Raw genomic sequence first — 21,748 nt, 5'->3', positions numbered from 1 at the left:
GTGCTTCCTGTGCTCTTCATCGGCGTCCCTACGCCTCGATGATCACCTTGAGCGCGTGCGTCTGCGCCGCGCGCGCGAAGGTGTCGTAGGCGTCCAGGACGCGGTCGAGCTTGAAGCGGTGCGTGATCAGCCGTGCCGGGTCCACCTTGCGCGACTGCACCGTCTTCAGCAGCATAGGCGTCGAGACGGTGTCGACCAGGCGCGTGGTGATCGCGACGTTCTGCGACCACAGCCGCTCCAGGTGAAGGTCTGCCGGGTGTCCATGGACACCGATGTTCGCGATGGTGCCGCCGGGTGCCACGATGTCCTGGCACAGCACGAAGGTAGCCGGTATGCCCACGGCCTCGATCGACACGTCGACGCCCCGGCCGCCGGTCAATGCGAGCACTGCCTCGGCCGCCCGTCCGTCGGTGCTGTTGATGGTGTGCGTCGCGCCGAAGCGGCGCGCGACCTCGAGCCGGCCGTCGTCCAGGTCGATCAGGATGACCTGCGACGGCGAATAGAACTGCGCCGTGAGCAGCGTGGCCAGGCCGATCGGCCCGGCGCCCACGATGGCCACGGTACTGCCGGGCGCGACCTTGCCGTTGAGCACGCCGCACTCGAAGCCGGTCGGCAGGATGTCGCTGAGCATCACCAGCGCCTCTTCGTCCGCGCCGGGCGGCACCGGGTAGAGGCTGGTGTCCGCATGCGGGATGCGTACGTACTCCGCCTGCGTGCCGTCGATGGTGTTGCCCAGGATCCAGCCGCCGCTCGCGCAGTGCGAATACATGCCGCGGCGGCAGCTCTCGCACTTGCCGCACGAGGAGATGCACGAGATCAGCACTTGATCGCCAGGACGGAATGCGCTCACGGCCGCGCCGACGCTCTCGACCACGCCCACGCCCTCGTGCCCCAGGATTCGGCCTGGCGCGCAGCTGGGCACATCGCCCTTGAGGATGTGCAGGTCCGTGCCGCAGATGGTCGTCTTCAGGATGCGCACGATGGCGTCGCCCGACGCCTGGATCTCGGGCATTGGACGGTCCTCGAGCGACTTGAGACCGGGGCCCTGGTATACGAGTGCTTTCATGCCCACACGTTATGCGCGCCTGCGTTGCCCGCCCTTGAGCTAGCGCAAGGAATCGGCCCGGGACAGCCTTGACGCGACATGGCCGCCGGGGACACTGGTTGCATGAACAACCTCAGTCCTTCGTCGGCGATCGTCGGGCTGGCCGTGGCACTGGGCATCGGGCTGGTGGTCGGCATCGAGCGCGAGCGCCGCAAGGGCGACGGCGACCGCCGCGCGGCCGCCGGCCTGCGCACTTTCGCCATCGTGGCGCTGGCCGGTGCGATTGCGCAGACCTTGCCCGTTGCGGCGCTCGTTCCCATCGGAGCAGCGCTCGTCGCCACGCTGGCAGCCGTGTCGCACTGGAAGAGCCGCTCGCCCGACCCGGGCATGACCACCGAGATCTCCCTGTTCGCCACCTATCTGATCGGTGTGCTGTGCGTCATGTCGCCGTCGCTCGGCGCGGCCTGCGGAACCGGCCTCGCGCTGCTGCTGGCTGCAAGGCGCCGGCTGCACCGCTTCGCGACGGAGCTGCTCAGCGAGCAGGAGCTGCACGACGGCGTGCTGCTGGCGGCGCTCGCCCTGATCGCGCTGCCGCTGATTCCCGCGCACCCCATAGAGATGCTCGGTGGCATCGCGGCACGGCCTCTGGCGGCGATGGTGCTGCTGATCATGGCGATACAGGCCGCGGGCCAGGCCGCGGTGCGCTGGCTGGGCGCGCGCGGCGGCCTGCTGGGCCTGGGCTTCGCGTCCGGGTTCGTGTCGAGCACGGCCACCGTGGCCTCGTTCGGCAACCGTGCACGCGAGCAGCCGCAGCACGCGGGCCTGCTGGCCGGCGCCGCGGGCCTGTCGGCCGTGGCCACGTGGGCACTGGCCCTGACGATGACTTTCGCGCTGTCGCCGCGGGCCGGTCTCGCGCTATTGCCCGTGGCCCTTGCCGGTGCGGCGGGCGCAGGGGCCGTGGGCCTGCTGCCGCTGCGGTCCGCTCCGCCGCCGGTGCCCGTCGAAGCGCCGGCCGGCACGCGCAGCGCGCTGCGTCCCCGCGAAGCGCTGGCCATCGCCGTTGCCCTGGCTCTGGTCGCGTTGCTGGTGGGCTCGGCCCAGCGGTACTTCGGCGACACCGGCCTGCGGATCGGCATCGCGCTCGCCGCATTGGCCGACGCGCATGCACCCGTGGCCTCGCTCGCCTCGCTGCATGCGGCGGGCACGCTGTCGACGGATCACTTCGTCCGGGGCATGCTGCTGGCGGTCGGAACCAACACGCTCACACGCTGCGCCGTGGCACTGGCGACCGGTGGCCGGGTCTACGCCCTGCGCGTGGCAGCCGCGCTGGCCGCGAGCCTGGCGTGCGGCTGGATTGCGGCTGCCGGTTTCCGGTTGCTGCATTGAGCAGCGAGACGCCGTCAGCCCCAGGACGTCTTGGCGAACGCCTCGACGAAGCGCGACAGCTCCCCGCGTGGCAACCGGTCGATGCCGGCGGCGCGCGAACGGCCGGCGCCGCCGAAGCGGCTGCACAGCGCGTGGGCGCCGCCCGGAAGCACCAGCGGCGCACGCACGCTCGCGACATAGCCGTCGCCCTCCACCTTCAACACCGCATGGGCCAGCTCGGGCTCCGCGTTGGCCAGCTCGTTGGCAAGGCAGCCCATCACGCGCCGGCTCCAGGGCGAATCGGGCAGCACGCGCACGCTGCCACGGGGCCCATGCCAGAGCGTGGCGGCGCTGGAGGCCTTGCGCAGGTCGTCATGGCGCAGCGCATCGATCTCGTCGACGATGCTCTCGTGCGCCAGCATGTCGCGCGGGTCCCGATAGCGCGCCATCAGCGGGAACAGCAGCCTGGGCGCGATGCAGACGTCCCGTTCATGGTCGCCGTAGGCGTTGTAGTTGATCAGCACGCCCAGCCGCCGCAGGCCTGCGCAGTCGCCGGGCTCGAAGCCGCTGCCGAGCGCGAGCCCATCGGCCACAGCGCCCATGTTGTCGCCGTAGATGCCGACCAGCGCCCAGGCGCGATGCGCGCCGCCCAGGTGGCGATCGACCAGCAGGCTGCTGCAGACGTCGCTCGCCTCGTCGATGTGCGCTTCCAGGCGCGGATGCGAGGGCATCTCGCCGGCCGCGTGGTGGTCGAAGTAGCGCACGCACGCCCCCTCTTCGAGCAGGCGCGTCAGGTCGGCGCGGTTGCGCTGCATCGAGATGTCGAACACGTTGACCTCGTCGCCCACCCGTGCGGGAACTCGGCCGAGCAGCGTGATGTCGCGCTTGAGCCCCGTCACCAGCTCGGCCTGGCCGGGATCGTGCAGCCGCCATTGCACCGCGGCGCAAAGCCCGTCGGCATCGCCGTTGCAGACGTCGAACCGCCGGATCATGGCCGGACTCCGGACTGCCGGGCCTCAGCCCGGGATGCGCCAGGAACCATCGGGCTGCCGGCAGGCGCTGCCGCCGATGCTGTCGGGCCGCCCGCCGGCGACCACTTCGAGCCTGAAGTCGCGGCACCGTTCGCCGCGTCGCTCGACGCTGCTCGTGGGAGTGAACACGAAGCTGTCTCCGGTCTCGCGATTGCGCCAGGCCGACGACTCGCCGTTCGCCAGGGTCTCCAGTGCGCTCGCGGCGCGGCGGCGGTCGCCGTCGTCCATCGCCCTGGCTGCCACGCTGCCCGGCGCGGCACCCGCCAGCGATCCGGTGAGCGTGCCGCCGGCCGGCGCCTGCGAGGAAAAGCCTGCGCAGCCGGCCAGCGCCATCGCCATCGCGGCACACGAAACGCAAATAGCCGGCACGAGCTTCATCCGCATCTCCTTGGCGCCGCCTCGCTCAGGCGTAGGAACGCAGGCGGCGCGAAAAGTCGACCAGCGGCACGATGCCGCTCGCCTCTGCGCGCTGGCACCAGTCCTGCAGTTGCCTGGCGAGCTGGTCGCCGGTGGAGGTGGAACGGCTCCACAAGGCCGTCAGCTCCCCGCGCATCGAATACATCGTAGCCAGCGCCTGCGATGCATTCAACGCCTGCACCACCTGCCTGTAGCGGGACGGACCGAGCAGCGCCTGGTCCTTGCCGAGCCACGGCTTCACCGTCTTCAGCGCGCGCGCGGCCTCCGGCGACATGCGGCGCAGGCGGTCGAGCTCGGCCACGCAGGCCTTCTTCAGCGAGCGCGTGTAGTTGGAAAGCACGTCGTAGTGGCAGCGGATGACCGCCTGCACCGTGGCGAGGTCGATGTTCGCCTTCGGCGCGACGAGGCGCGGCACGGGTGCCACATGCTTCACCTTCGCCAGACCGAGGGCCTGCAGCACGCGGATGTAGAGCCAGCCGATGTCGAACTCGAACCACCTGTTCGAAAGCTTGGCCGATGCGGGAAAGGCGTGGTGGTTGTTGTGCAGCTCCTCCCCGCCGATCAGGATGCCCACCGGAAAGATGTTCGTGCTGGCGTCGCGTGCGGGCCAGTTGCGGTAACCCCAGTAGTGGCCGATGCCGTTGACGACGCCCGCTGCCCAGAAGGGAATCCAAGCGATCTGCACGAGCAGGACCAGGCCGCCCGGCACCACGCCGAAGAGCGCCATGTCCGCAAGGCCCATCAGCACGATGCCGAGAATCTTGTGCTTCGAATAGAGCCTGCGCTCCAGCCAGTCGTCGGGCGTGCCGTGGCCGTAGCGCTCCAGGGTCTGCGCCTGCCTCGCCTCGCGCATGTAGAAGAACACGCCGCCCCACAGCACGCGGTTGAGCCCGTGCACCTGGGGGCTGTGCGGGTCTTCCGGGGTCTCGCACTTCGCGTGGTGCTTGCGGTGCACGGCGGCCCATTCCCGGGTGACCATGCCGGTGGTCAGCCACAGCCAGAAGCGGAAGAAATGGCTCGCCGCCGGATGCAGCTCGAGCGCACGATGCGCCTGGTGGCGATGCAGGAAGATGGTGACCGAAGCGATGGTGACGTGCGTGAGCGCCAGCGCGGCCAGCACCGTGCCCCACCATGGAAGATGGAGAACGCCGGAATAGAGCAATGAATGCATGGGTACCTCGTGAACAGAGTGCGCGCGATTCTGCGGAGCGCGCCCGGCACCGGCCTTGATGTGGCGCAAGGCCTGTGCGAGACCGCGGCGGAAGAATCTTCCCGCCCACCGCGCCGGAGCCGGTGGCAGGCCCCGTTTCAGGAGGGCGCGACATGCCGGAGATCTGGAACTGCCGATGGTCCCGCCGACACCGCAGCCTGGCACACGGCCTTCCACGGCTCTTGCAGGGGATGCCGCAGCAGGGCGTGCGTGCTACGCTCCCGGCGATACAGGGTGCCCACGACATCCGAATTCCATTTCCTTCCTGCCATCGCATGAAACAAGCCTCCCACATTGCGGTGCTCGACGACGAGGTTGACATCACGCTGCTGCTGGCCAACTACCTCCAGAGCCACGGTTTCCGCGTCACACAGGTCCACGATGGACGATCGCTCATGTCGCTGATGAGCTCGGACCCTGCGGACCTCGTGCTGCTCGATCTCGGCCTGCCGGGCGAAGACGGCTTCTCGATTGCGCGCCGGCTGCGCGAGAGCTTCCGCTGCGGCCTGGTCATCGTCACGGGCAGGGGCGACGCGGTGGACAAGGTGGTCGGCCTCGAGGTGGGTGCCGACGACTACGTGACCAAGCCCTTCGACCTGCGCGAGCTGGTTGCGCGCGTGAAGGCAGTTCTGCGGCGGATCGCGCCCGAAGTGCCGGCACCCGCCGCCGCAACCTCGGCGGGCTCTCCCGACAGGCTGCGCTTCGCCGGCTGGCAGCTCGATACGGCCGCGCGCAGCCTGAGGAATCCGCAAGGAGAGGAAGTGGCCCTCACCGGCGGAGAGTTCGACCTGCTGCAGGCCTTTGCCCGCCATCCGGGTCGCGTGCTCTCGCGCGACTTCCTGCTCGAACAGACGCGTGGCCGCGAGGCGGCGCCATTCGATCGCACGATCGACGTGCAGGTCGGCCGCCTGCGCAGGAAGATCGAGGCGGACGCGGAAGATCCGCAGCTCATCAAGTCGGTACGGGGCGCAGGCTACATCCTGGTGCCGCCGGTCTCCAATGGCTGACAACGCGGACAGGCCGTCGCTGCCGCCCGGCGCGCCCATGCAGGGCCCGTCGGCGGGCTTCGAGGGCTTCGACGAAGGCAGCGTGTTCCGCTCGCTCTTCGTCGCCTACCCCGACTCGCTGCTGGTCGTGGACCGCTCGGGCAGCATCATGCTGGCCAACCCATCGGCGGCCGCGCTGCTGGGCTACGCGGCGGACGAACTGGTGGGCCTGAACGTCGACGTGCTTGTGCCCGACAGCATCCGTCCGCGCCACGCGTCGTACCGCGAGGCGTATGGACACGCACCCCGCCCTCGCCCGATGGGCACCCACATGGAGCTGGTGGCCAAGCGCAAGGACGGCAGCGAGGTCATGGTCGAGATCGCGCTCAGCCCGCTGCAGAGCCACGGCCTGCCGTTCGTGGTGGCCGCCATCCGGGACATCGGCGCCTACCCGCGCGTGAAGCAGGCGCTGCAGCGCGCGCGCTACAGCGAGCACCTGGCCCAGCTGGGACGCCTGGCGGTCGACACGCGCGACCTGCAGGTGGTGCTGGAGCATGTGCCGGCCATCATCACCACCGCGCTGCAGGTCGAGGTCGCGATGGTGTGGCTGCTCGACAGCACCCGCCCCGAGTTTCGCGTGGCCAGCGGCGTCGGCCTGGTCGCTGGCGAGGAGATCGGCGCGCGCATCGCCAACCGGCCCGACACTCCACCAGGTTTCGTGTTCTCGCAGGGCCGGCCGGTCGTGGTGCAGGACTACGCCCAAGAAAGCCGCTTCAGCGTGCCCCCTGCCTATCTCGAGGCCGGGCTGGTCAGCGCGCTCGCCGTGCCGCTGTCCGACCGGGGGCGCGTGATCGGCATGCTGTCGGTGCGCTCGAAGGAATCCAGGCGCTTCGGAGACGAAGAGGTGCGCTTTCTCGATTCGCTCTCCAGCCTGATCGCCACCAGCCTGCAGCGCATGCAGACCGAGGAAGCGCTCAATCATTCGCAGCGGCTCGAAAGCGTCGGCCAACTCACGGGCGGCATCGCGCATGACTTCAACAACCTCCTGACCGTGATCCAGGGCAACCTCCAGGTGCTGGAAGAGCTGCCCGTGCTCGCACAGGACGGCTATGCGCAGCAGCTGCTGGCGGCCGCGGCCCGCGCCACGCGAAGGGGCGCGGAGCTCACCGGCAAGCTGCTGGCCTTCTCGCGCCGCCAGATGCTGCAGCCGAGCGCAGTCGACACCCGCGCGCTGCTGCACTCGCTGGCCGACATGCTGCGCCGCACGCTCGACCAGCGCATCCGCATCGAGATCGACACCGCCCCCGGCTGTCCACCCGTGGTGGCCGACCCGGGGCAGCTGGAGTCGGCGCTGCTCAACATCGCGATCAATGCGCGCGACGCCATGCCCGAGGGCGGCACGCTGCGCTTCCGCACCGAGCCGTGCGGGGCCTTGCCGACGGCGCTGCGCGGCCAGCGCAACGAGCCGCAGGGCGATGCCTCCACGCGCTTCGTCGCCATCTCCATTGCCGACAGCGGCACGGGCATGTCCGAGGCAGTGAAGGAGCGCGCGTTCGAGCCCTTCTTCACCACCAAGGAGGCCGGCCGCGGCACAGGCCTGGGCCTGAGCACGGTGTACGGCTTCGTCAACCAGTCGCGCGGCGCGGTCGCGATCGACAGCAAGGCTGGCCAGGGCACCACGGTGACGCTCTACCTGCCGCAGCAGGAGGAAGCACGGCCAACGGCCGCGCCGGAAGAACCGACCGACGAGACCGTGCCGGCCGGACTGCGCGTGATGCTGGTCGAGGACGACGCGGAAGTCCGCAAGGTGGTGCACACGTTTCTGTCCACGCTGGGCTGCGAGGTCTTCACTGCCGCCACGGCCGAGCAGGCGCTGTCCGCGCTCGACGCGGGCACCGGGCCGTTCGACCTGCTGCTGAGCGACATCGCGCTGGGCGCCGGCATGCGCGGCACCCGGCTGGCCTACGAAGTCCAGCAGCGGCTCCCGCAACTGGCGGTGCTGCTGATGTCGGGCTTCTCGTCGGAACTGCTGGACGCCGACCGCGAAGTGCCGCAGAGCTGGGAACTGTTGCGCAAGCCCTATACGCGCTCCGAACTAGCGCGGGCCATGGCCAGGGTGCTGGCCAGCCGCGTCTGAACGCGCTGGAGACAGGCTCTACTGGAGCATGGCCGGCGCGGGCGCCAGGCAGCGCTGCACGAAGGCCGACAGGGCGCCCACGTCGGGAATCTGCACGTCGCGCCGCCCCTTCGTTGCGAATCCGATGACGTTGTCGCGGGCCAGCCGCGACAGCGCGCGGCTGACGCTCTCGAGCGTCATGCCCAGGTAGTTGCCGATCTCGGCGCGCGTCATGCGCAGCGTGATCTCGTCGGTGCGCATGCCGCGCTCGGCCAGCGTCTCCGCCCAGTAGCGCAGGAAGTCGGCCACGCGAGCGTCCGCCGGCAGCGTACAGACCGACATCAGCGAATCCCGGTCGTGCGCGATCTCGCGGCTCATGGCGGCATGCAGCACCTGCAGCAAGGCGGGATGCGCGGCGCAGGCCGCCAGCAGGGCCTCGTACGAGACGACCCAGATCTCACCGGTGTCCATGGCGACGGCGTCGCACGAGTACCGCCCGCTTGCGATGCCGTCGAAGCCGAGCCAGTCGCCGCGGAACTTGAGGCCCACCACCTGCTCGCGCCCGTCGGCCGAGAGATTCACGATCTTGAAGAAGCCGGAGTTCAGGATGTAGAGGTTGCCGAAGCGCTCGCCCGCCTGGTAGATCGTATCGCCCGCGTGGACGACGCGGCGCTGCGGCCTGAGCTGTTCGCAGAGCAGCTTCAGCGTGTCGGCGGTGCTTTGCTGTCCCGTGCAATCCCGGCCGATGCCGACCTGGGCCTGCACGGTCGGGACCGCGGCGTTCGTCGAGGGGATGGCGGCGTTGAGCATCTGGGACTCCTTGGTGGTCTTCGCGTTTCGATGCAGGAATGCTAGGAACCCATCGGCAATGCAATGACAACGGCCGGAATCGGCGCGTAACGCTCGGTGAATGCAATGTGTCCGGTGTGTATCAACGGAGTGCGACATGCAGCAAGTCACGCAGTCGCGTCTCGTGCCTTGACCTGCATCAAGCCCGGGACCTCCGGCCGGCTTAGCCTCGGCGAGTCACACATTGACCATTGACATGCCCCCATCCAACAACGCCTGCAGTCCCGAGGCCGAACTCCAGCTCTCCCCGCTGAACGTGGCGAGCCTGCTCAGCCACGCGCGCATCCTCCAGCGCGCAGCGCTGGACGGGACCACGCGCCAGTTGCTGCGCGGCAAGAACCTGGGGTTGTTGTGCGAGACGCAGCCCGACGAGGCGCAGGCACTGTTCCGCCGGGCCGCCGAGGAACTGGGCGCCCACGTCGCCGTGATGCGCTCGAGCCTGTCCCGCGCGAGCACGCCGCAGGAAGTGCAGCACACGGCACGCATGCTCGGCCGCCTCTACGAGGCGGTGGAATGCCAGGGCCTGGACCCCGTGCTCGTGCGGCACATCGGGCTGCATGCGGGAATCCCGGTGTTCGACGGAGCCGCCACGAAGGACCATCCGGCCGACCGGCTCGCGGAACTGCTCGGGGACGCGATGCCGCTGGCCGACAACCGGCGCTTCGTGCTGCAGGCGCTGCTGCTGGACGCCATCGCCTGAGCCCGGCGGGCACGTCCCGCGCCGTGCGCTCGCCGCCCCCATGCCCCTTGATCCAGCGCAAGACGGACCGGGCGCGCCCTTCCTACAGTGGATTCCACGGTTGCCACGGCTTGCGCGACGACCGCCCTTCATCCATCCATTGCAAGGAACCTTCATGAAGACCGATACCCAACTGCGCGACGACATCCAGGCCGAACTCACCTGGGCACCCGACGTCAAGTCCTCCGACATCGGCGTGATCGTCAAGGACGGCGTGGCCACCCTCACCGGCCACCTCGCCAGCTACGCCGAGAAATATGCCGTCGAACGCGCCGCGCAGCGCGTGCACGGCGTGAAGGCACTGGCCGTCGAGCTGACGGTGAAGCTGCCCTTCGACAACCAGCGCACCGACGCCGACATCGCCCTTGCGGCCGAGCGCGCGCTCGAATGGAACGTGCTCGTGCCCGACGGCAAGATCCGCCCCATGGTGGAGAAAGGCTGGCTCACGCTCAGCGGTGAGGTCGAGTGGGAGTACCAGCGCAGCGCCGCCGAGATCGCAGTGCGCAACCTGATGGGCGTGACCGGCGTGTCGAACCTCGTGAAGGTCAAGCCCAAGGTGACGCCCGCCGACGTCGAGCAGAAGATCCACGAGGCGCTCTCGCGCCAGGCCGACCGCGAGGCCCGCAAGCTCTCCATCCTGGTCGACGGCTCGCATGTCACGCTGCGCGGCACTGTGCACTCCTGGACCGAACGCGACGCGGTGCAGGGTGCCGCGTGGGCCACCCCGGGTGTCACCGTGGTGGTGAACGACCTGCTCGTGGACGCCTGAATCCGGGCGAGCCGACATGCGTGCGATCTCCTCCGTGCAGGCCGCCCCGGCCCACGGCTTGCGAAGCGTGCCGACCATGCGCGCCATGACGCTGAGCGCCGCACTGCTCCCGCTGGAGATGGAGAGACGCAATATCCCCGAACCCGGCCCGGGCGAGTTGCGCCTGCGCGTGCTGGCCTGCGCGGTCTGCCGCACCGACCTGCACATCGTCGACGGCGAACTGCCGCTGCCGGTGCTGCCGATCGTTCCGGGCCACGAGATCGTGGGCGTGGTGGAGGCCATCGGTTCCGGCGCAACGGGCTTCAGGCTGGGCGACCGCGTGGGCGTGCCCTGGCTGGGCCACAGCTGCGGCTGCTGCGCGTTCTGCGAGGACGGCCACGAGAACCTCTGCGACGCGCCGCGATTCACCGGCTACCACCGCGACGGCGGCTTCGCGAGCCACGTGATCGCCGAGGCCGCGTTCTGCCTGCCGCTGGACATGCATGAAACCGATGCCGCCCGCATCGCCCCGCTGCTCTGCGCGGGCCTGATCGGCTGGCGCAGCCTGAAGGCGGCGGGCGAAGACGCGCATCGGCTGGGCATCTTCGGTTTCGGCGCTGCGGCGCACCTGGTGACGCAGGCCGCAGTGGCGCAGGGGCGCACGGTCTGCGCTTTCACCCGCCCGGGAGACCCGAGGACCCAGGACTTCGCGCGCCGCGTCGGCGCCGCATGGGCCGGCGGCTCGAACGAGCGCCCGCCGGAGCCGCTTGACGCAGCCATCGTCTTCGCACCCGCCGGCGAGCTGGTGCCGGCCGCATTGCGCGCGGTGCGCAAGGGCGGCCGGGTCGTGTGCGGAGGAATCCACATGAGCGACATTCCGGCCTTTCCCTACCGGCTGCTGTGGGAGGAGCGCAGCGTGGTGTCGGTGGCGAACCTCACGCGCGCCGATGCAAGGGAGTTCCTCGACTTCGCGCAGACTCATCCGCTGCAGGTGCACGTCAGGACCTATCCGCTCTCGCAGGCCAATGAAGCGCTGGCCGACCTGCGCGCCGGCCGCATCGAAGGAGCCGCAGTCCTGGTGCCCTGACCGGGAAAAGCCGCGGCATGCTTCAGAGTTCGCGCGACTCGCGATAGTCGGGCACGGTACACGGCCAGCCGTGGCGTTCCTCGATGGCCAGCCGCAAGGCATCGGAGGCCACCGGCTCCCCATGGGTCACGAACACCCGGCGGGGCGAGCGCTGGGTGCCGAGCCAGGCGAGCAGCTCGTCGCGGTCGGCATGGGCCGACAGCGTCTCGAGGTTCGCGACCTCCGCGCGCACCGGCACATAGGCGCCGTGGATCTTGATCGCGTCGACGCCGCCCACCATTGCCGCGCCTCGCGTGCCCGCGGCCTGGAAGCCCGCGAACAGGATCGTGTTGCGGGCATCGGGCGCATAGGCCTTCAGGTGATGCAGCACCCGTCCGCCGGTGGCCATGCCGCTGGCCGAGACGATGATCGACGGAAAGCCCAGGCTGTTCAGCCGGCGGGACTCCTCGATCGTGTTGACGATGATGGTCTTTCCCTGCATCGCGGCGCACTGTTCGGCGCTCAGGCGGTGTTCATCCAGATGCCTGCGGTAGATGCGTGTGGCGTCCGCCGCCATCGGGCTGTTCAGGTAGACCGGCATGTCGGGAATGCGCCGCGCCTGCTTGAGCAGCTGGATGCAATGCAGCAGCGTCTGCGCGCGCCCCACGGCAAAGGCCGGTATCACCACGATGCCGCCGCGCGCGGCCGTGCGGTTGATCACTCCGGCCAGCTCGGAGAGCGTGTCCGCGGCGGGATGCCTGCGGTCGCCGTAGGTCGACTCCACCACCACGTAGTCCGCGGCGGCTGCCGCCTCGGGCGGACGCATCAGCAGGTCGTCGTTGCGCCCCAGGTCGCCCGAGAACAGGATGCTGGAGCCTTCCCAGCCGATGCGCAGGCTGGCCGCGCCGAGGATGTGGCCGGCCCTGCGCAGCTGCCAGGACCAGCCTGGCCACGGGGAGCACTCCTGTGCGAACCCGACGGGCTCGAAGCGCTTCAGGGCGGCACGGGCGTCCTCTTCCGTGTAGAGAGGCAGCGCGGGCTTGTGCTTCGAGCGGCCGTGGCGGTTGGCGAAATCGGCGTCTTCTTCCTGCAGGCGGCCCGAGTCGGGCAGCAGCAGTTCGCAGAGTTCACGGGTGGCCGCGCTGCAGTACACCCTGCCCTTGAAGCCGAGCCGGACCAGCCGCGGCACGAAGCCGCTGTGATCCATGTGCGCATGCGTAAGCAGCACGGCGTCGATGCCGGCGGGGTCGACCGGCAGCTCGTCCCAGTTGCGCAGGCGCAGCTGCTTCAGGCCCTGGAACAACCCGCAGTCGACCAGCAGCCGCCGGCCCTCGTGCGTCAGCAGGTACTTCGAGCCGGTGACGGTGCCCGTGCCGCCGAGAAAGTCGATGCGCACGGCGGCCTCAATGCGACATCAGCACGGGCAGCGTCATCCACTGGAGCATGGACAGCGTGGCTCCGCCCAGCACCCATTCGCGCGCCCGGCTGTGGCCGTAGCAGCCCATCACCAGCATGTCGGCCGACACGTCGGAGGCGAAGGACAGCAGCCTGTTGCCGACATCGTCTTCCTTGTCGCCGCCGGGATGCAGGGAGAGGTCGTGAACGCCCTGCATCCGGAGATAGTCCTGCAGGCGCCCGAGCGATGCCTGCGCGCCCTCGCCGTAGGCCACGGCATGCACGCGGGCCGCCTTGCGCAGCCATGGCAACGCGGCCGTCACCGCGCGCGCGGACTCGCGGGTTTCCTTCCATGCGACAAGCACGGTGCGGCCGATGGGACCGACCGGACCCGCATAGGGCAGCACCAGCGCCGGCCGGCCGCTGTCCACCAGCACGCTGGGCAGGAAGTCGCCGGGCAGCTCGCCGTCCATCGGGTCGTTGCGGTCGCGCTGGCCGAGGACCAGCAGGTCGGCATAGAGGGCACGCCGCGCGAATGCCCAGGGGCCGTCGCTCTCAGGTTCGGCCCAGTGCAGGCGCGGCGAGCCCGCGCCGTGCGTCATGAATGCGGCATGCATCCTGTCGCGTGCTTCCTTGTCGATCTCCTGCATGATCGCGACCGCTTCGGCTGCCGCCTCGATGGCGTACGGGTAGCGCATGAGCGCCGACAGGGTGCAAGGCTGAGCGGTCACTTCGGCGTCGAAAGTCTCGGCGAGCTGCCGGGCCAGCCTGATGCGCTCTGCCGTGCGGGCCGAGCCGTCGAGGTGAAGCAGGATGGATTTCGGGGTCTGCATGAAGGCTCTCCTTGGATGCGCGGAATGCGATGGGAGCGACCTTAGGCCCGCGTGTCCCGCGCGGGCTTGCGCTGCATCAACCGCCGCACGCCGCGAGGCGATGGCGCGGATGCCGGTGCTTGATCCATCTCAACATCACCCGATGCCCGCGCGCGCAAGATGTTCTCCACACCGTCCAAGGAGAAAGTCCATGCCCTTCCTGTCGAACAATGTCGGACTCCTCGACCGCGCGCTGCGCATCGGTGCGGGCGTGCTGCTGATCGCGCTGGCGGCCAAGGGAATCATCGGGTTCTGGGGCTACTTCGGCGTGGTGGCGTTGCTGACGGGCGTGGTCGGCAATTGCCCGGTCTACTCCCTCTTCGGCTTCAGCACCGGGCCGCGCGACGGGCGCCGAGGGCGGGAATGAACCCGCACCGACGCACCGAGGGAAACCGGATGTCCATCTACCTCGTGCTTCTCGCCGCCGTCTGCGCCGCGCTGGGCGCGGCCTTCCTGTGGTTCGTGCTGCAGCTGTTCATCCGGTGGATCACGCTGGACTGACGTCGGCAGGAATCACCGCAAGGCTCCTTCAGCGGCACCAGGCGTCGATCTGCCGGACGAGATCCGACCACAGGGCATGCACCGCCACGCCGGCCAGCAGCATGCCGGCCACCCGGGTACCCCAGCCCTGGCGCGTGCCGTTGCCGGCCAGGCGCAGGCGCTGCCAGAGCCATGGCCCGGCGAGCAGCGAGATGCCGCTGCCGGTCGCGAACAACGCCATCAGCGCAGCGCCCTGCAGCGGCCCGTTGCCCAGCCCCGCCAGCATCAGCGCCGAATAGAGCAGCCCGCACGGCAGCGCCACCCACAGAAGTCCGGTCGCGAGCACGCCCAGCCAGGTGCCGCCCGCGTGCGGGCGAAGGCGCGATTCGAGCGAACGGCCGATGCGCTGCGCCCACAGCGGCTGCCGTCCGGTGGCGGCCAGCATCGCACCCCAGGCGAACACGAAGACATGCAGCAGCACCCAGAGCGGCCGCAGCGCGGCGACCCGGGTGCTGGCCAGCGCCAGGCTGTCGACGCTCGCCGCGGCGATGGCGCCTGCGATCGCGTAGCTCGCGATGCGCCCCAGATGGAACGCCCCGGGCGCCGCGAATGCCGTCGCCGCGCCCTGCCCCGCCGGCGCGAGCGGCACGATCCGGATCACCGCCGACGAAGCCGCGCCGCACATCGCGACGCAGTGCGGTCCTCCTGCAAGGCCCATGAGAAGCGCGGCACCGGCGAGCGCGAGCTGCATGCTCAGACCACGCGGGAAAAGCGCGAGCGGTTCGCGCGGCAGTACCGGTCGAACACCATGGCGACCGCGCGCACGAGGAACCAGCCCTGCGGCGTGACGACGAGGTCGTGGTCGCTCAGCCGCACCAGGCCATTGGCGACCAGCGGCCCGAGCGCCGCGAACTCGACTGCGAAGTAGCGCCGGAAGTCGATGGCGAACGACTCGCCCATGGCGTCGAAGTCGATCCGGCCGCGGCACATCAGCGCCATGATCACCTCGCGCCGCAGCAGGTCGTCGCGCGAGAGCGCGAGGCCCCGCACCACCGGCAGGCGGCCCTGGTCCAGAAGATCGCGGTACTCGTCGAGGCTCTTGGCATTCTGGCTGTAGGTGGCGCCGACTCGGCCGATGCCCGAGATGCCCAGGGCGATCAGGTCGCCGTCGGGCCGGGTGCCGTAACCCTGGAAGTCGCGATGCAGCCGGCCTTCCTTCCTGGCGACGGCCAGGGGATCGTCGGGCAGCGCGAAGTGATCCATGCCGATGTAGACATAGCCTGCCTCGGTGAGCCGCGCGATCGCGCTTGCGAGCATGCGCACCCGTGCGGCGGCGTCCGGCAGCTCCGCGACGCAAATGCGCCGCTGCGGCTTGAAGCGCTCGGGCAGGTGCGCATAGGCGTAGAGCGCGATGCGATCGGGCCTCAGCTCGCGGACCTGCGCCAGCGTGCGCTCGAACGAAGCGTCGTCCTGGCGCGGCAGGCCGTAGATCAGGTCGACGTTGATCGACTCGAAGCCCAGCTCGCGCGCGGCGGCCATCAGTGCGAAGACCTGGTGCGCCGGCTGGATGCGATGCACGGCCTGCTGGACCGCCGGATCGAAGTCCTGCACGCCGAAGCTCAGGCGGTTGAAGCCCAGCGCGGCGAGGTTCGAGAGCCGGCTCGCGTCCACCGTGCGCGGATCGATCTCGATGGAGCGCTCGCCGCCGGGCACGAAGGCGAAGGACCGGTGCAGCAGCGCCATGAGTTCGCCGAGCTCCGAATCGTCCAGGAATGTGGGCGAGCCTCCCCCCAGGTGCAGATGGCCGACGGTGGCGCCCCGGCCCAACTGCGCGGCCTGGAGTTCCGCCTCGCGCGCCAGGTCGGCCAGGTACTGGCGGCCGCGCTCATGGTGCCGGGTGACGATCTTGTTGCACGCGCAGTAGTAGCACAGCGACTCGCAGAACGGGATATGGACATACAGCGACAGCGGCGGCGCCAGCGCGCCCGCCTCGCGCCGTCGGCGCAGCGCCTGCGCGTATTCGTCGGCCCCGAAGGCCTCGACGAACCGGTCCGCCGTGGGGTACGAGGTGTAGCGCGGTCCGGGAACGTCGAACTGCCGCAGCAGGTCGACGGGCAGCGCAACCGGTCCGGCATCGGCGGTGGCGGCGGGAACAGGAGCGAAAGCGGCGGAAGTCATTGCAGGGGCGTCCCAAGGGAAGCTTCGGAGCCTTCAGGCGCAAGAGGGCCTGCGAGCAGCGCGGTGCATGCGCTCGACGCCGCCGCCATCAGCCAGAAGACGAAGAAGGCACCGGTGTAGATGCCCTGGCGCGACATGCGCAGCGCGTCGGCGCCGCAGAACGTGTTGATGGGATCGACGAGCGCGAACACCAGCACCTCCATGCCGCAGGCCACCAGGAAGGAAGGCCACAACACGGCCGCGAACTGGCGAAAACCGTTCATGGCGCCGCCTTCCGGGCCGGCAGCGGCACGTCGTCCGCCGGCGTGGTCGCGTGGTTGCGGCCGGCCAGCGCGGGCAGAAGCTTCTTCGCGGCCAGCGTCCTGTTGATCTCGACGCCCTCGCGGTAGTAGTCCTCGGACACCAGCGCGTCCGGGCTGCGCCATGCGAGCCAGAAGGTCACGAAGCTCGCGACCATCACGGCCAGCGGGCCGCCGATCACCATCCACAACAGCGGATAGCGCCACCAGGGCCGGGCTGCCGGCCCTTGCGTGCTGTCCTTTGCCTTTGCGTTCATCGTGGTTGCTGCTGCATTCATGTCGACCTCTCAGCGCGGCACAAGGAAGGCCGCCTTTTCGGAAACCTGCGCTCCGCCGCCCTCTTCGCGGATGCTGAAGTGCACCGCGTGAGAACCGGCAGGAACCGCGCCATACGGCACCTGGAGCCGCACGGCAACCCACCGCGACTGGGCCGCATCGACGGTCACCGGCTCGTCCGGCGACACGCTCAGCCCCTCCAGGCCCGTGGCCGCGATGCGGTAGCGCTGCGGCTGCTCGGTGGCGTTCATGATCTGCAGGCGGTAGACGTTCTCCAGCCGCCCGCCCTCGGCGATGCGCGCCAGCGAGGCGCGGTCGCGCACCACGTCGACCTTGAACGGCGTGCGCACGACGAGGCTCGCCAGCAGCCCGGCCACCAGCACCGCCAGGATCGCCGCGTAGACCAGCACGCGCGGCCGCAGCACGCGCCGCAACAGTTGCCGGCGCGACCAGCCGGCTTCCATGCCGTTCTGCGTGTCGTAGCGGATCAGCCGGCGCGGATAGGCCATCTTCTGCATCACGGTGTCGCACGCATCCACGCAGAGGCCGCAGCCGATGCATTCGTATTGAAGACCCTTGCGGATGTCGATGCCGGTCGGGCACACCTGCACGCACAGGCCGCAGTCGATGCAGTCGCCCAGCGCCAGCGTGCGCGGATCCGGGCCCTTGCGGCGCGGAGCGCGAGGCTCCCCGCGCTTCGGGTCGTAGCTGACGATCAGCGTGTCGCGGTCGAACATCGCGCTCTGGAAGCGCGCGTAGGGGCACATGTACTTGCAGACCTGCTCGCGCATGAAGCCCGCGTTGCCGTACGTCGCGAAGCCGTAGAAGAAGACCCAGAAGACTTCCCACGAACCCATCTGCGTCTGCAGGAAGGCCATGCCCAGCTCGCGGATGGGCGTGAAGTAGCCCACGAAGGTGAAGCCGGTCCACATCGCGATGCCGATCCAGACGATGTGCTTGAACCACTTCTTCACCAGCTTCTCGAGCGACATCGGCTCGGCGTCCAGCCGCATGCGCGCGACGCGGTTGCCCTCGATCCGGTGCTCCACCCACATGAAGATTTCGGTGTAGACGGTCTGCGGGCAGGCATAGCCGCACCACAGCCGTCCCGCCACCGCGGTGAACAGGAAGAGCGACAGCGCGCTGATGACCAGCAGGCCCGAGAGATAGATCAGGTCCTGCGGATAGAGCACCAGCCCGAAGATGTAGAAGCGCCGCGCCGCGAGGTCGAACAGCACCATCTGGCGTCCGCCCCACTCCATCCACGGCATGCCGTAGAACACCAGTTGCGTGAGAAAGACCATGGCCCATCGCCAGCGCGCGAACATGCCGCGCACGGTGCGGGGGTAGATCTTCTTCGTGGCCTCGTAGAGGCCGACCTCCTCGCCGCCGCCCGCGCTCACGCTCGTGCTTGCAATGGGAATGATCTTCCGGGTCATGGCTGGCCGCCGGCTTCAGGGCGTGGACGCGACCGCGCTGTTGTTGGAGAGCCCCCAGACATACGACGCGACCATGCGGATCTGCGCTTCTGTGAGGCGGCCTTCCTGCGCGGGCATCTCGTTGTGCTTGCCCGAGTTGATCATCTGGATGATGGCGGCCTCGCCGTAGCCGTGGAGCCAGATCCTGTCGCTGAGGTTTGGCGCACCGAGCGCCTGGTTGCCGACGCCGCCGATGCCGTGGCAGGCGGCGCAGGCCGTGAACTTCGACTTCCCGAGGCCTGCGCGCACTGAGTCGTGCGGCTCGCCGGACAGGCTCAGAACGTAGTTGGCGACGTTCTTCACGTCGTCGGGCGAGCCGACGGCGGCTGCCATGGGCGGCATCACGCCCACGCGCCCCTTGGTGATCGTCTCGATGATCTTCTCGGGCGTGCCGCCGTGCAGCCAGTCCTTGTCGGTCAGGTTGGGAAAGCCCTTGCTGCCGCGCGCATCGGAGCCGTGGCACTGGGCGCAGTTGCCCATGAAGAGGCGCTCGCCGATGGCCCGGGCCTGCGGGTCCCTGGCGACCTCCTCGACCGGCATGGCGGCGTACTTCGCGTAGACCGGCGCGAGTTCCTGCGTGGCCCGGGCGACTTCCGCCTCGTACTCGCCGCGCGAAGTCCAGTCGGACTGCCCGCGAAAGCTCCCCAGGCCCGGAAAGACCGCGAGGTAGCCCAGCCCGAAGACGATGGTCAGCACGAACAGGCCGACCCACCACATGGGCAGCGGATTGTTGGCCTCGCGCAGGTCTTCGTCCCACACGTGGCCGGTGGTGTTGTCGGCGCTGGCCGCGACGCGCTTGCGGGCCGTGAGCCACAGCAGGATCACGCAGCCGAGGATGCTCAGCAGCGAGACCACCGCCACGTAGTCCGACCAGAAACGGTTGATGAAATCGCTCATCGTGCTTCTCCCTTCAGTCCTGCTCGAAGGGCAGCCGGGCCGCTTCCTGGAAGCGCGACGCGTTGCGGCGCGAGTACGCCCAGATCACGATGCCGATGAAGAGCGCGAAGCAGACGACTGTGGCGGCGATGCGCAGTGTTGTGAGGTCGATCATGGTTTGGTTCCTTTGCCGCCTTGCTTACTTGAGGGCCAGGCCCAGCGACTGCAGGTAGGCGACCGTGGCTTCCATCTCCGTCTTGCCCCGGACTTCTTCCGTGGCTGCGGCGATCTGCTCGTCGGTGTATGGCACGCCGACTCGGCGCAGCGCGCGCATGTGGGCCGGCAGCGCCTCGGCGTCGACCGGGGTCTTCTCCAGCCAGGTGTAGGCCGGCATGTTCGACTCGGGCACGACGTCGCGCGGGTTGTTCAGGTGGATGCGGTGCCACTCGTCGCTGTACTTGCCGCCCACGCGGTGCAGGTCCGGACCGGTGCGCTTGCTGCCCCACTGGAACGGGTGGTCGTAGACGAACTCGCCCGCCACCGAGTAGTGGCCGTAGCGCAGCGTCTCCGAGCGGAAGGGGCGGATCATCTGCGAGTGGCAGTTGTAGCAACCCTCGCGCAGGTAGACATCGCGCCCGGCGAGCTGCAGCGGCGTGAGCGGCTTGACGCCCTGCACCGCCTCGGTGGTCGACTTCTGGAAGAACAGCGGCACGATCTCGACGAGGCCGCCCACGGCCACCACGACGAGGATCAGCACGATCATCAGCAGGTTGTTTGTCTCGATCTTCTCGTGCGTGAAGCCGCCGGAACTGGAGCTCGAGCTGGAGGTGTTCTGGTTCATCGTGCGTCCTCAGGCATGGGCCATGGCGGGGGGCGGAATCTCGGCGCGCACCGCGCGGCCGGAGATGACGGTCATCCAGACGTTCCAGGCCATCAGCAGCATTCCGCTGAGATAGAGCAGGCCGCCGATCACGCGCACCAGGTAGAACGGGAAGGTGGCCTTCACGCTCTCCACGAAGGTGTAGGTGAGCGTGCCGTCGGGATTGATGGAGCGCCACATCAGGCCCTGCATCACGCCGGCGATCCACATCGCCGCGATGTACAGCACGATGCCGATGGTGGCGATCCAGAAATGCGCCTCGATGGCCCTCGTGCTGTACATGGCGGTACGGCCGTACATGCGCGGGATCAGGTAGTAGAGCGAGCCCATGGTGATGAAGCCCACCCAGCCGAGCGCGCCGGAGTGCACGTGGCCGACGGTCCAGTCGGTGTAGTGGCTCAGGGCGTTGACGGTCTTGATGGACATCATCGGCCCCTCGAAGGTCGACATGCCGTAGAACGACAGCGCCACGATCAGGAAGCGCAGGATCGGGTCGGTGCGCAGCTTGTGCCACGCGCCCGAGAGCGTCATCACGCCGTTGATCATGCCGCCCCAGCTCGGGGCCAGCAGGATCAGCGAGAACACCATGCCCAGCGACTGCGTCCAGTCGGGCAGCGCCGTGTAGTGCAGGTGGTGCGGGCCCGCCCACATGTAGGTGAAGATCAGCGCCCAGAAGTGAACGATGGACAGCCGGTACGAATACACCGGCCGGCCCGCCTGCTTGGGGATGTAGTAGTACATCATCCCGAGGAAACCCGCCGTGAGGAAGAAGCCGACGGCGTTGTGGCCGTACCACCACTGCACCATCGCGTCCTGCACGCCGGCGTAGGCCGAGTAGCTCTTCATCCAGCCCGCCGGGATCTCGGCGCTGTTGACGATGTGCAGCAGGGCCACCGCGATGATGAAGGAGCCGAAGAACCAGTTCGCCACGTAGATGTGGCGCACCTTGCGCATGCCGATGGTGCCGAAGAACACGACGGCGTAGGCCACCCAGACCACCGCGATCAGCAGGTCGATGGGCCACTCCAGCTCGGCGTATTCCTTGCCGCTGGTGTAGCCCATGGGCAGGCTGATGGCGGCAGCCACGATCACCGCCTGCCAGCCCCAGAAGACGAAGGACGCGAGCCTCGGCGCGAAAAGGCGCACCTGGCAGGTACGCTGGACCACGTGGAAACTCGTCGCCATCAGCGCGCAGCCGCCGAACGCGAAGATCACCGCGTTGGTGTGCAGCGGCCGCAGCCTTCCGTAGCTGAGCCATGGGATGCCGAGGTTGAGCTCGGGCCACGTCAGCTGGGAAGCGATGACCACGCCGACCAGCATGCCGACCACGCCCCAGACCACGGACATGAGCGCGAATTGCCGCACGACGGCGTCGTCGTATTCCGCGGCGGGTGGGTTCGGTGGTTGCATCGTGGTGCCCTTGATTGAGTTGCGGGCAGTTT

The 21,748-nt window shown here is 69.1% G+C and carries 23 protein-coding genes; 7 read left to right on the top strand and 16 right to left on the bottom strand.

Translation table 11 applies throughout. The features are described from left to right. Positions 1 to 28: 28 nt before the first annotated feature. Complete coding sequence (locus EJP69_RS10570; protein WP_126469941.1) at positions 29 to 1,066, bottom strand: zinc-dependent alcohol dehydrogenase family protein; 1,038 nt, start codon at positions 1,064 to 1,066, stop codon at positions 29 to 31. Positions 1,067 to 1,168: 102 nt separating this feature from the next. Here EJP69_RS10570 and EJP69_RS10565 point away from each other — a divergent pair, with 102 nt between their 5' ends. Further along, the gene (locus EJP69_RS10565) at positions 1,169 to 2,431 is read left to right on the top strand and encodes a DUF4010 domain-containing protein (protein WP_126469938.1); all 1,263 of its coding nucleotides are present in this window, start codon (positions 1,169 to 1,171) and stop codon (positions 2,429 to 2,431) included. A 14-nt stretch (positions 2,432 to 2,445) separates the two neighbouring features. On the opposite strand, the gene EJP69_RS10560 is transcribed toward EJP69_RS10565, so the two are convergent. From EJP69_RS10560 to EJP69_RS10550, 3 genes are read right to left on the bottom strand one after another with little or no spacing between them, the layout of a single operon-like run. Then, entirely contained in the window at positions 2,446 to 3,402 is a 957-nt protein-coding gene (locus EJP69_RS10560; RefSeq protein ID WP_126469936.1) for a hypothetical protein, read from the bottom strand. Positions 3,403 to 3,426: 24 nt separating this feature from the next. Then, a complete protein-coding gene (locus EJP69_RS10555; RefSeq protein WP_093196489.1) occupies positions 3,427 to 3,819 on the bottom strand; it encodes an RT0821/Lpp0805 family surface protein in 393 nt (130 codons plus the stop codon). Positions 3,820 to 3,844: 25 nt separating this feature from the next. Then, entirely contained in the window at positions 3,845 to 5,029 is a 1,185-nt protein-coding gene (locus EJP69_RS10550; RefSeq protein ID WP_093196491.1) for a DesA family fatty acid desaturase, read from the bottom strand. Positions 5,030 to 5,343: 314 nt separating this feature from the next. Here EJP69_RS10550 and EJP69_RS10545 point away from each other — a divergent pair, with 314 nt between their 5' ends. Further along, positions 5,344 to 6,075 carry a winged helix-turn-helix domain-containing protein gene (locus tag EJP69_RS10545; RefSeq protein ID WP_093196493.1) on the top strand — a complete coding sequence of 244 codons (732 nt, stop codon included), beginning with the start codon at positions 5,344 to 5,346 and terminating at the stop codon, positions 6,073 to 6,075. Further along, the gene (locus tag EJP69_RS10540; protein ID WP_126469934.1) at positions 6,068 to 8,191 is read left to right on the top strand and encodes a PAS domain S-box protein; all 2,124 of its coding nucleotides are present in this window, start codon (positions 6,068 to 6,070) and stop codon (positions 8,189 to 8,191) included. Before EJP69_RS10545 ends, EJP69_RS10540 begins: the two co-directional genes overlap by 8 nt. A gap of 18 nt (positions 8,192 to 8,209) precedes the next feature. Here the strand turns inward: EJP69_RS10540 and EJP69_RS10535 are convergent, their stop codons facing one another. Next, a complete protein-coding gene (locus tag EJP69_RS10535; RefSeq protein WP_093196497.1) occupies positions 8,210 to 8,980 on the bottom strand; it encodes a Crp/Fnr family transcriptional regulator in 771 nt (256 codons plus the stop codon). Between the two features lie 235 nt (positions 8,981 to 9,215). On the opposite strand from EJP69_RS10535, the gene EJP69_RS10530 reads away from it, so the two are divergent. The 3 genes from EJP69_RS10530 to EJP69_RS10520 all read left to right on the top strand — a co-directional run bounded on the left by EJP69_RS10530 (position 9,216) and on the right by EJP69_RS10520 (position 11,593). Further along, entirely contained in the window at positions 9,216 to 9,719 is a 504-nt protein-coding gene (locus EJP69_RS10530) for a Rossmann-fold NAD(P)-binding domain-containing protein (RefSeq protein WP_093196499.1), read from the top strand. Positions 9,720 to 9,873: 154 nt separating this feature from the next. Then, complete coding sequence (locus tag EJP69_RS10525) at positions 9,874 to 10,527, top strand: BON domain-containing protein (protein WP_126469932.1); 654 nt, start codon at positions 9,874 to 9,876, stop codon at positions 10,525 to 10,527. A gap of 76 nt (positions 10,528 to 10,603) precedes the next feature. Beyond that, complete coding sequence (locus EJP69_RS10520; protein ID WP_126471061.1) at positions 10,604 to 11,593, top strand: zinc-dependent alcohol dehydrogenase family protein; 990 nt, start codon at positions 10,604 to 10,606, stop codon at positions 11,591 to 11,593. Between the two features lie 22 nt (positions 11,594 to 11,615). Here EJP69_RS10520 and EJP69_RS10515 read toward each other — a convergent pair whose 3' ends face one another. Then, the gene (locus EJP69_RS10515; RefSeq protein WP_126469930.1) at positions 11,616 to 12,968 is read right to left on the bottom strand and encodes an MBL fold metallo-hydrolase RNA specificity domain-containing protein; all 1,353 of its coding nucleotides are present in this window, start codon (positions 12,966 to 12,968) and stop codon (positions 11,616 to 11,618) included. A gap of 7 nt (positions 12,969 to 12,975) precedes the next feature. Beyond that, a complete protein-coding gene (locus EJP69_RS10510) occupies positions 12,976 to 13,800 on the bottom strand; it encodes a universal stress protein (protein WP_126469928.1) in 825 nt (274 codons plus the stop codon). A gap of 190 nt (positions 13,801 to 13,990) precedes the next feature. Here EJP69_RS10510 and EJP69_RS10505 point away from each other — a divergent pair, with 190 nt between their 5' ends. Further along, positions 13,991 to 14,206: a YgaP family membrane protein gene (locus tag EJP69_RS10505; RefSeq protein WP_176947385.1), complete on the top strand. Its 216-nt coding sequence runs from the start codon at positions 13,991 to 13,993 to the stop codon at positions 14,204 to 14,206. A gap of 162 nt (positions 14,207 to 14,368) precedes the next feature. Here EJP69_RS10505 and EJP69_RS10500 read toward each other — a convergent pair whose 3' ends face one another. Genes EJP69_RS10500 through ccoN form a run of 9 tightly spaced genes read right to left on the bottom strand, consistent with a single transcriptional unit; the run spans position 14,369 to position 21,716 of the window. Beyond that, positions 14,369 to 15,070, bottom strand: a complete 702-nt coding sequence (locus tag EJP69_RS10500) for a sulfite exporter TauE/SafE family protein (protein ID WP_126469926.1) — start codon at positions 15,068 to 15,070, stop codon at positions 14,369 to 14,371. Positions 15,071 to 15,072: 2 nt separating this feature from the next. Beyond that, entirely contained in the window at positions 15,073 to 16,497 is a 1,425-nt protein-coding gene (gene hemN / locus EJP69_RS10495; RefSeq protein WP_126469924.1) for an oxygen-independent coproporphyrinogen III oxidase, read from the bottom strand. Beyond that, complete coding sequence (locus EJP69_RS10490; RefSeq protein ID WP_093196533.1) at positions 16,494 to 16,760, bottom strand: hypothetical protein; 267 nt, start codon at positions 16,758 to 16,760, stop codon at positions 16,494 to 16,496. Before EJP69_RS10490 ends, hemN begins: the two co-directional genes overlap by 4 nt. Next, the gene (locus EJP69_RS10485) at positions 16,757 to 17,053 is read right to left on the bottom strand and encodes a FixH family protein (RefSeq protein WP_126469922.1); all 297 of its coding nucleotides are present in this window, start codon (positions 17,051 to 17,053) and stop codon (positions 16,757 to 16,759) included. Before EJP69_RS10485 ends, EJP69_RS10490 begins: the two co-directional genes overlap by 4 nt. 30 nt (positions 17,054 to 17,083) lie before the next feature. Then, a complete protein-coding gene (ccoG, locus tag EJP69_RS10480; protein WP_126469920.1) occupies positions 17,084 to 18,511 on the bottom strand; it encodes a cytochrome c oxidase accessory protein CcoG in 1,428 nt (475 codons plus the stop codon). A gap of 15 nt (positions 18,512 to 18,526) precedes the next feature. Beyond that, complete coding sequence (gene ccoP / locus EJP69_RS10475) at positions 18,527 to 19,447, bottom strand: cytochrome-c oxidase, cbb3-type subunit III (protein WP_126469918.1); 921 nt, start codon at positions 19,445 to 19,447, stop codon at positions 18,527 to 18,529. Between the two features lie 13 nt (positions 19,448 to 19,460). After that, on the bottom strand, positions 19,461 to 19,601 hold the full coding sequence (locus EJP69_RS10470) for a cbb3-type cytochrome oxidase subunit 3 (protein ID WP_240652107.1): 141 nt from the start codon (positions 19,599 to 19,601) through the stop codon (positions 19,461 to 19,463). Between the two features lie 24 nt (positions 19,602 to 19,625). After that, a complete protein-coding gene (ccoO, locus tag EJP69_RS10465) occupies positions 19,626 to 20,267 on the bottom strand; it encodes a cytochrome-c oxidase, cbb3-type subunit II (protein ID WP_093196541.1) in 642 nt (213 codons plus the stop codon). 9 nt (positions 20,268 to 20,276) lie between these two features. Continuing rightward, complete coding sequence (ccoN, locus tag EJP69_RS10460) at positions 20,277 to 21,716, bottom strand: cytochrome-c oxidase, cbb3-type subunit I (RefSeq protein ID WP_093196543.1); 1,440 nt, start codon at positions 21,714 to 21,716, stop codon at positions 20,277 to 20,279. Positions 21,717 to 21,748: the final 32 nt, after the last annotated feature.

Source organism: Variovorax gossypii, assembly GCF_003965815.1.
In the GTDB taxonomy this organism is placed as follows: Bacteria; Pseudomonadota; Gammaproteobacteria; order Burkholderiales; family Burkholderiaceae_C; genus Variovorax; species Variovorax gossypii.
The sequence above is the reverse complement of the archived record's forward strand: the minus strand, read 5'-3'. Positions and strand labels throughout refer to the sequence as shown.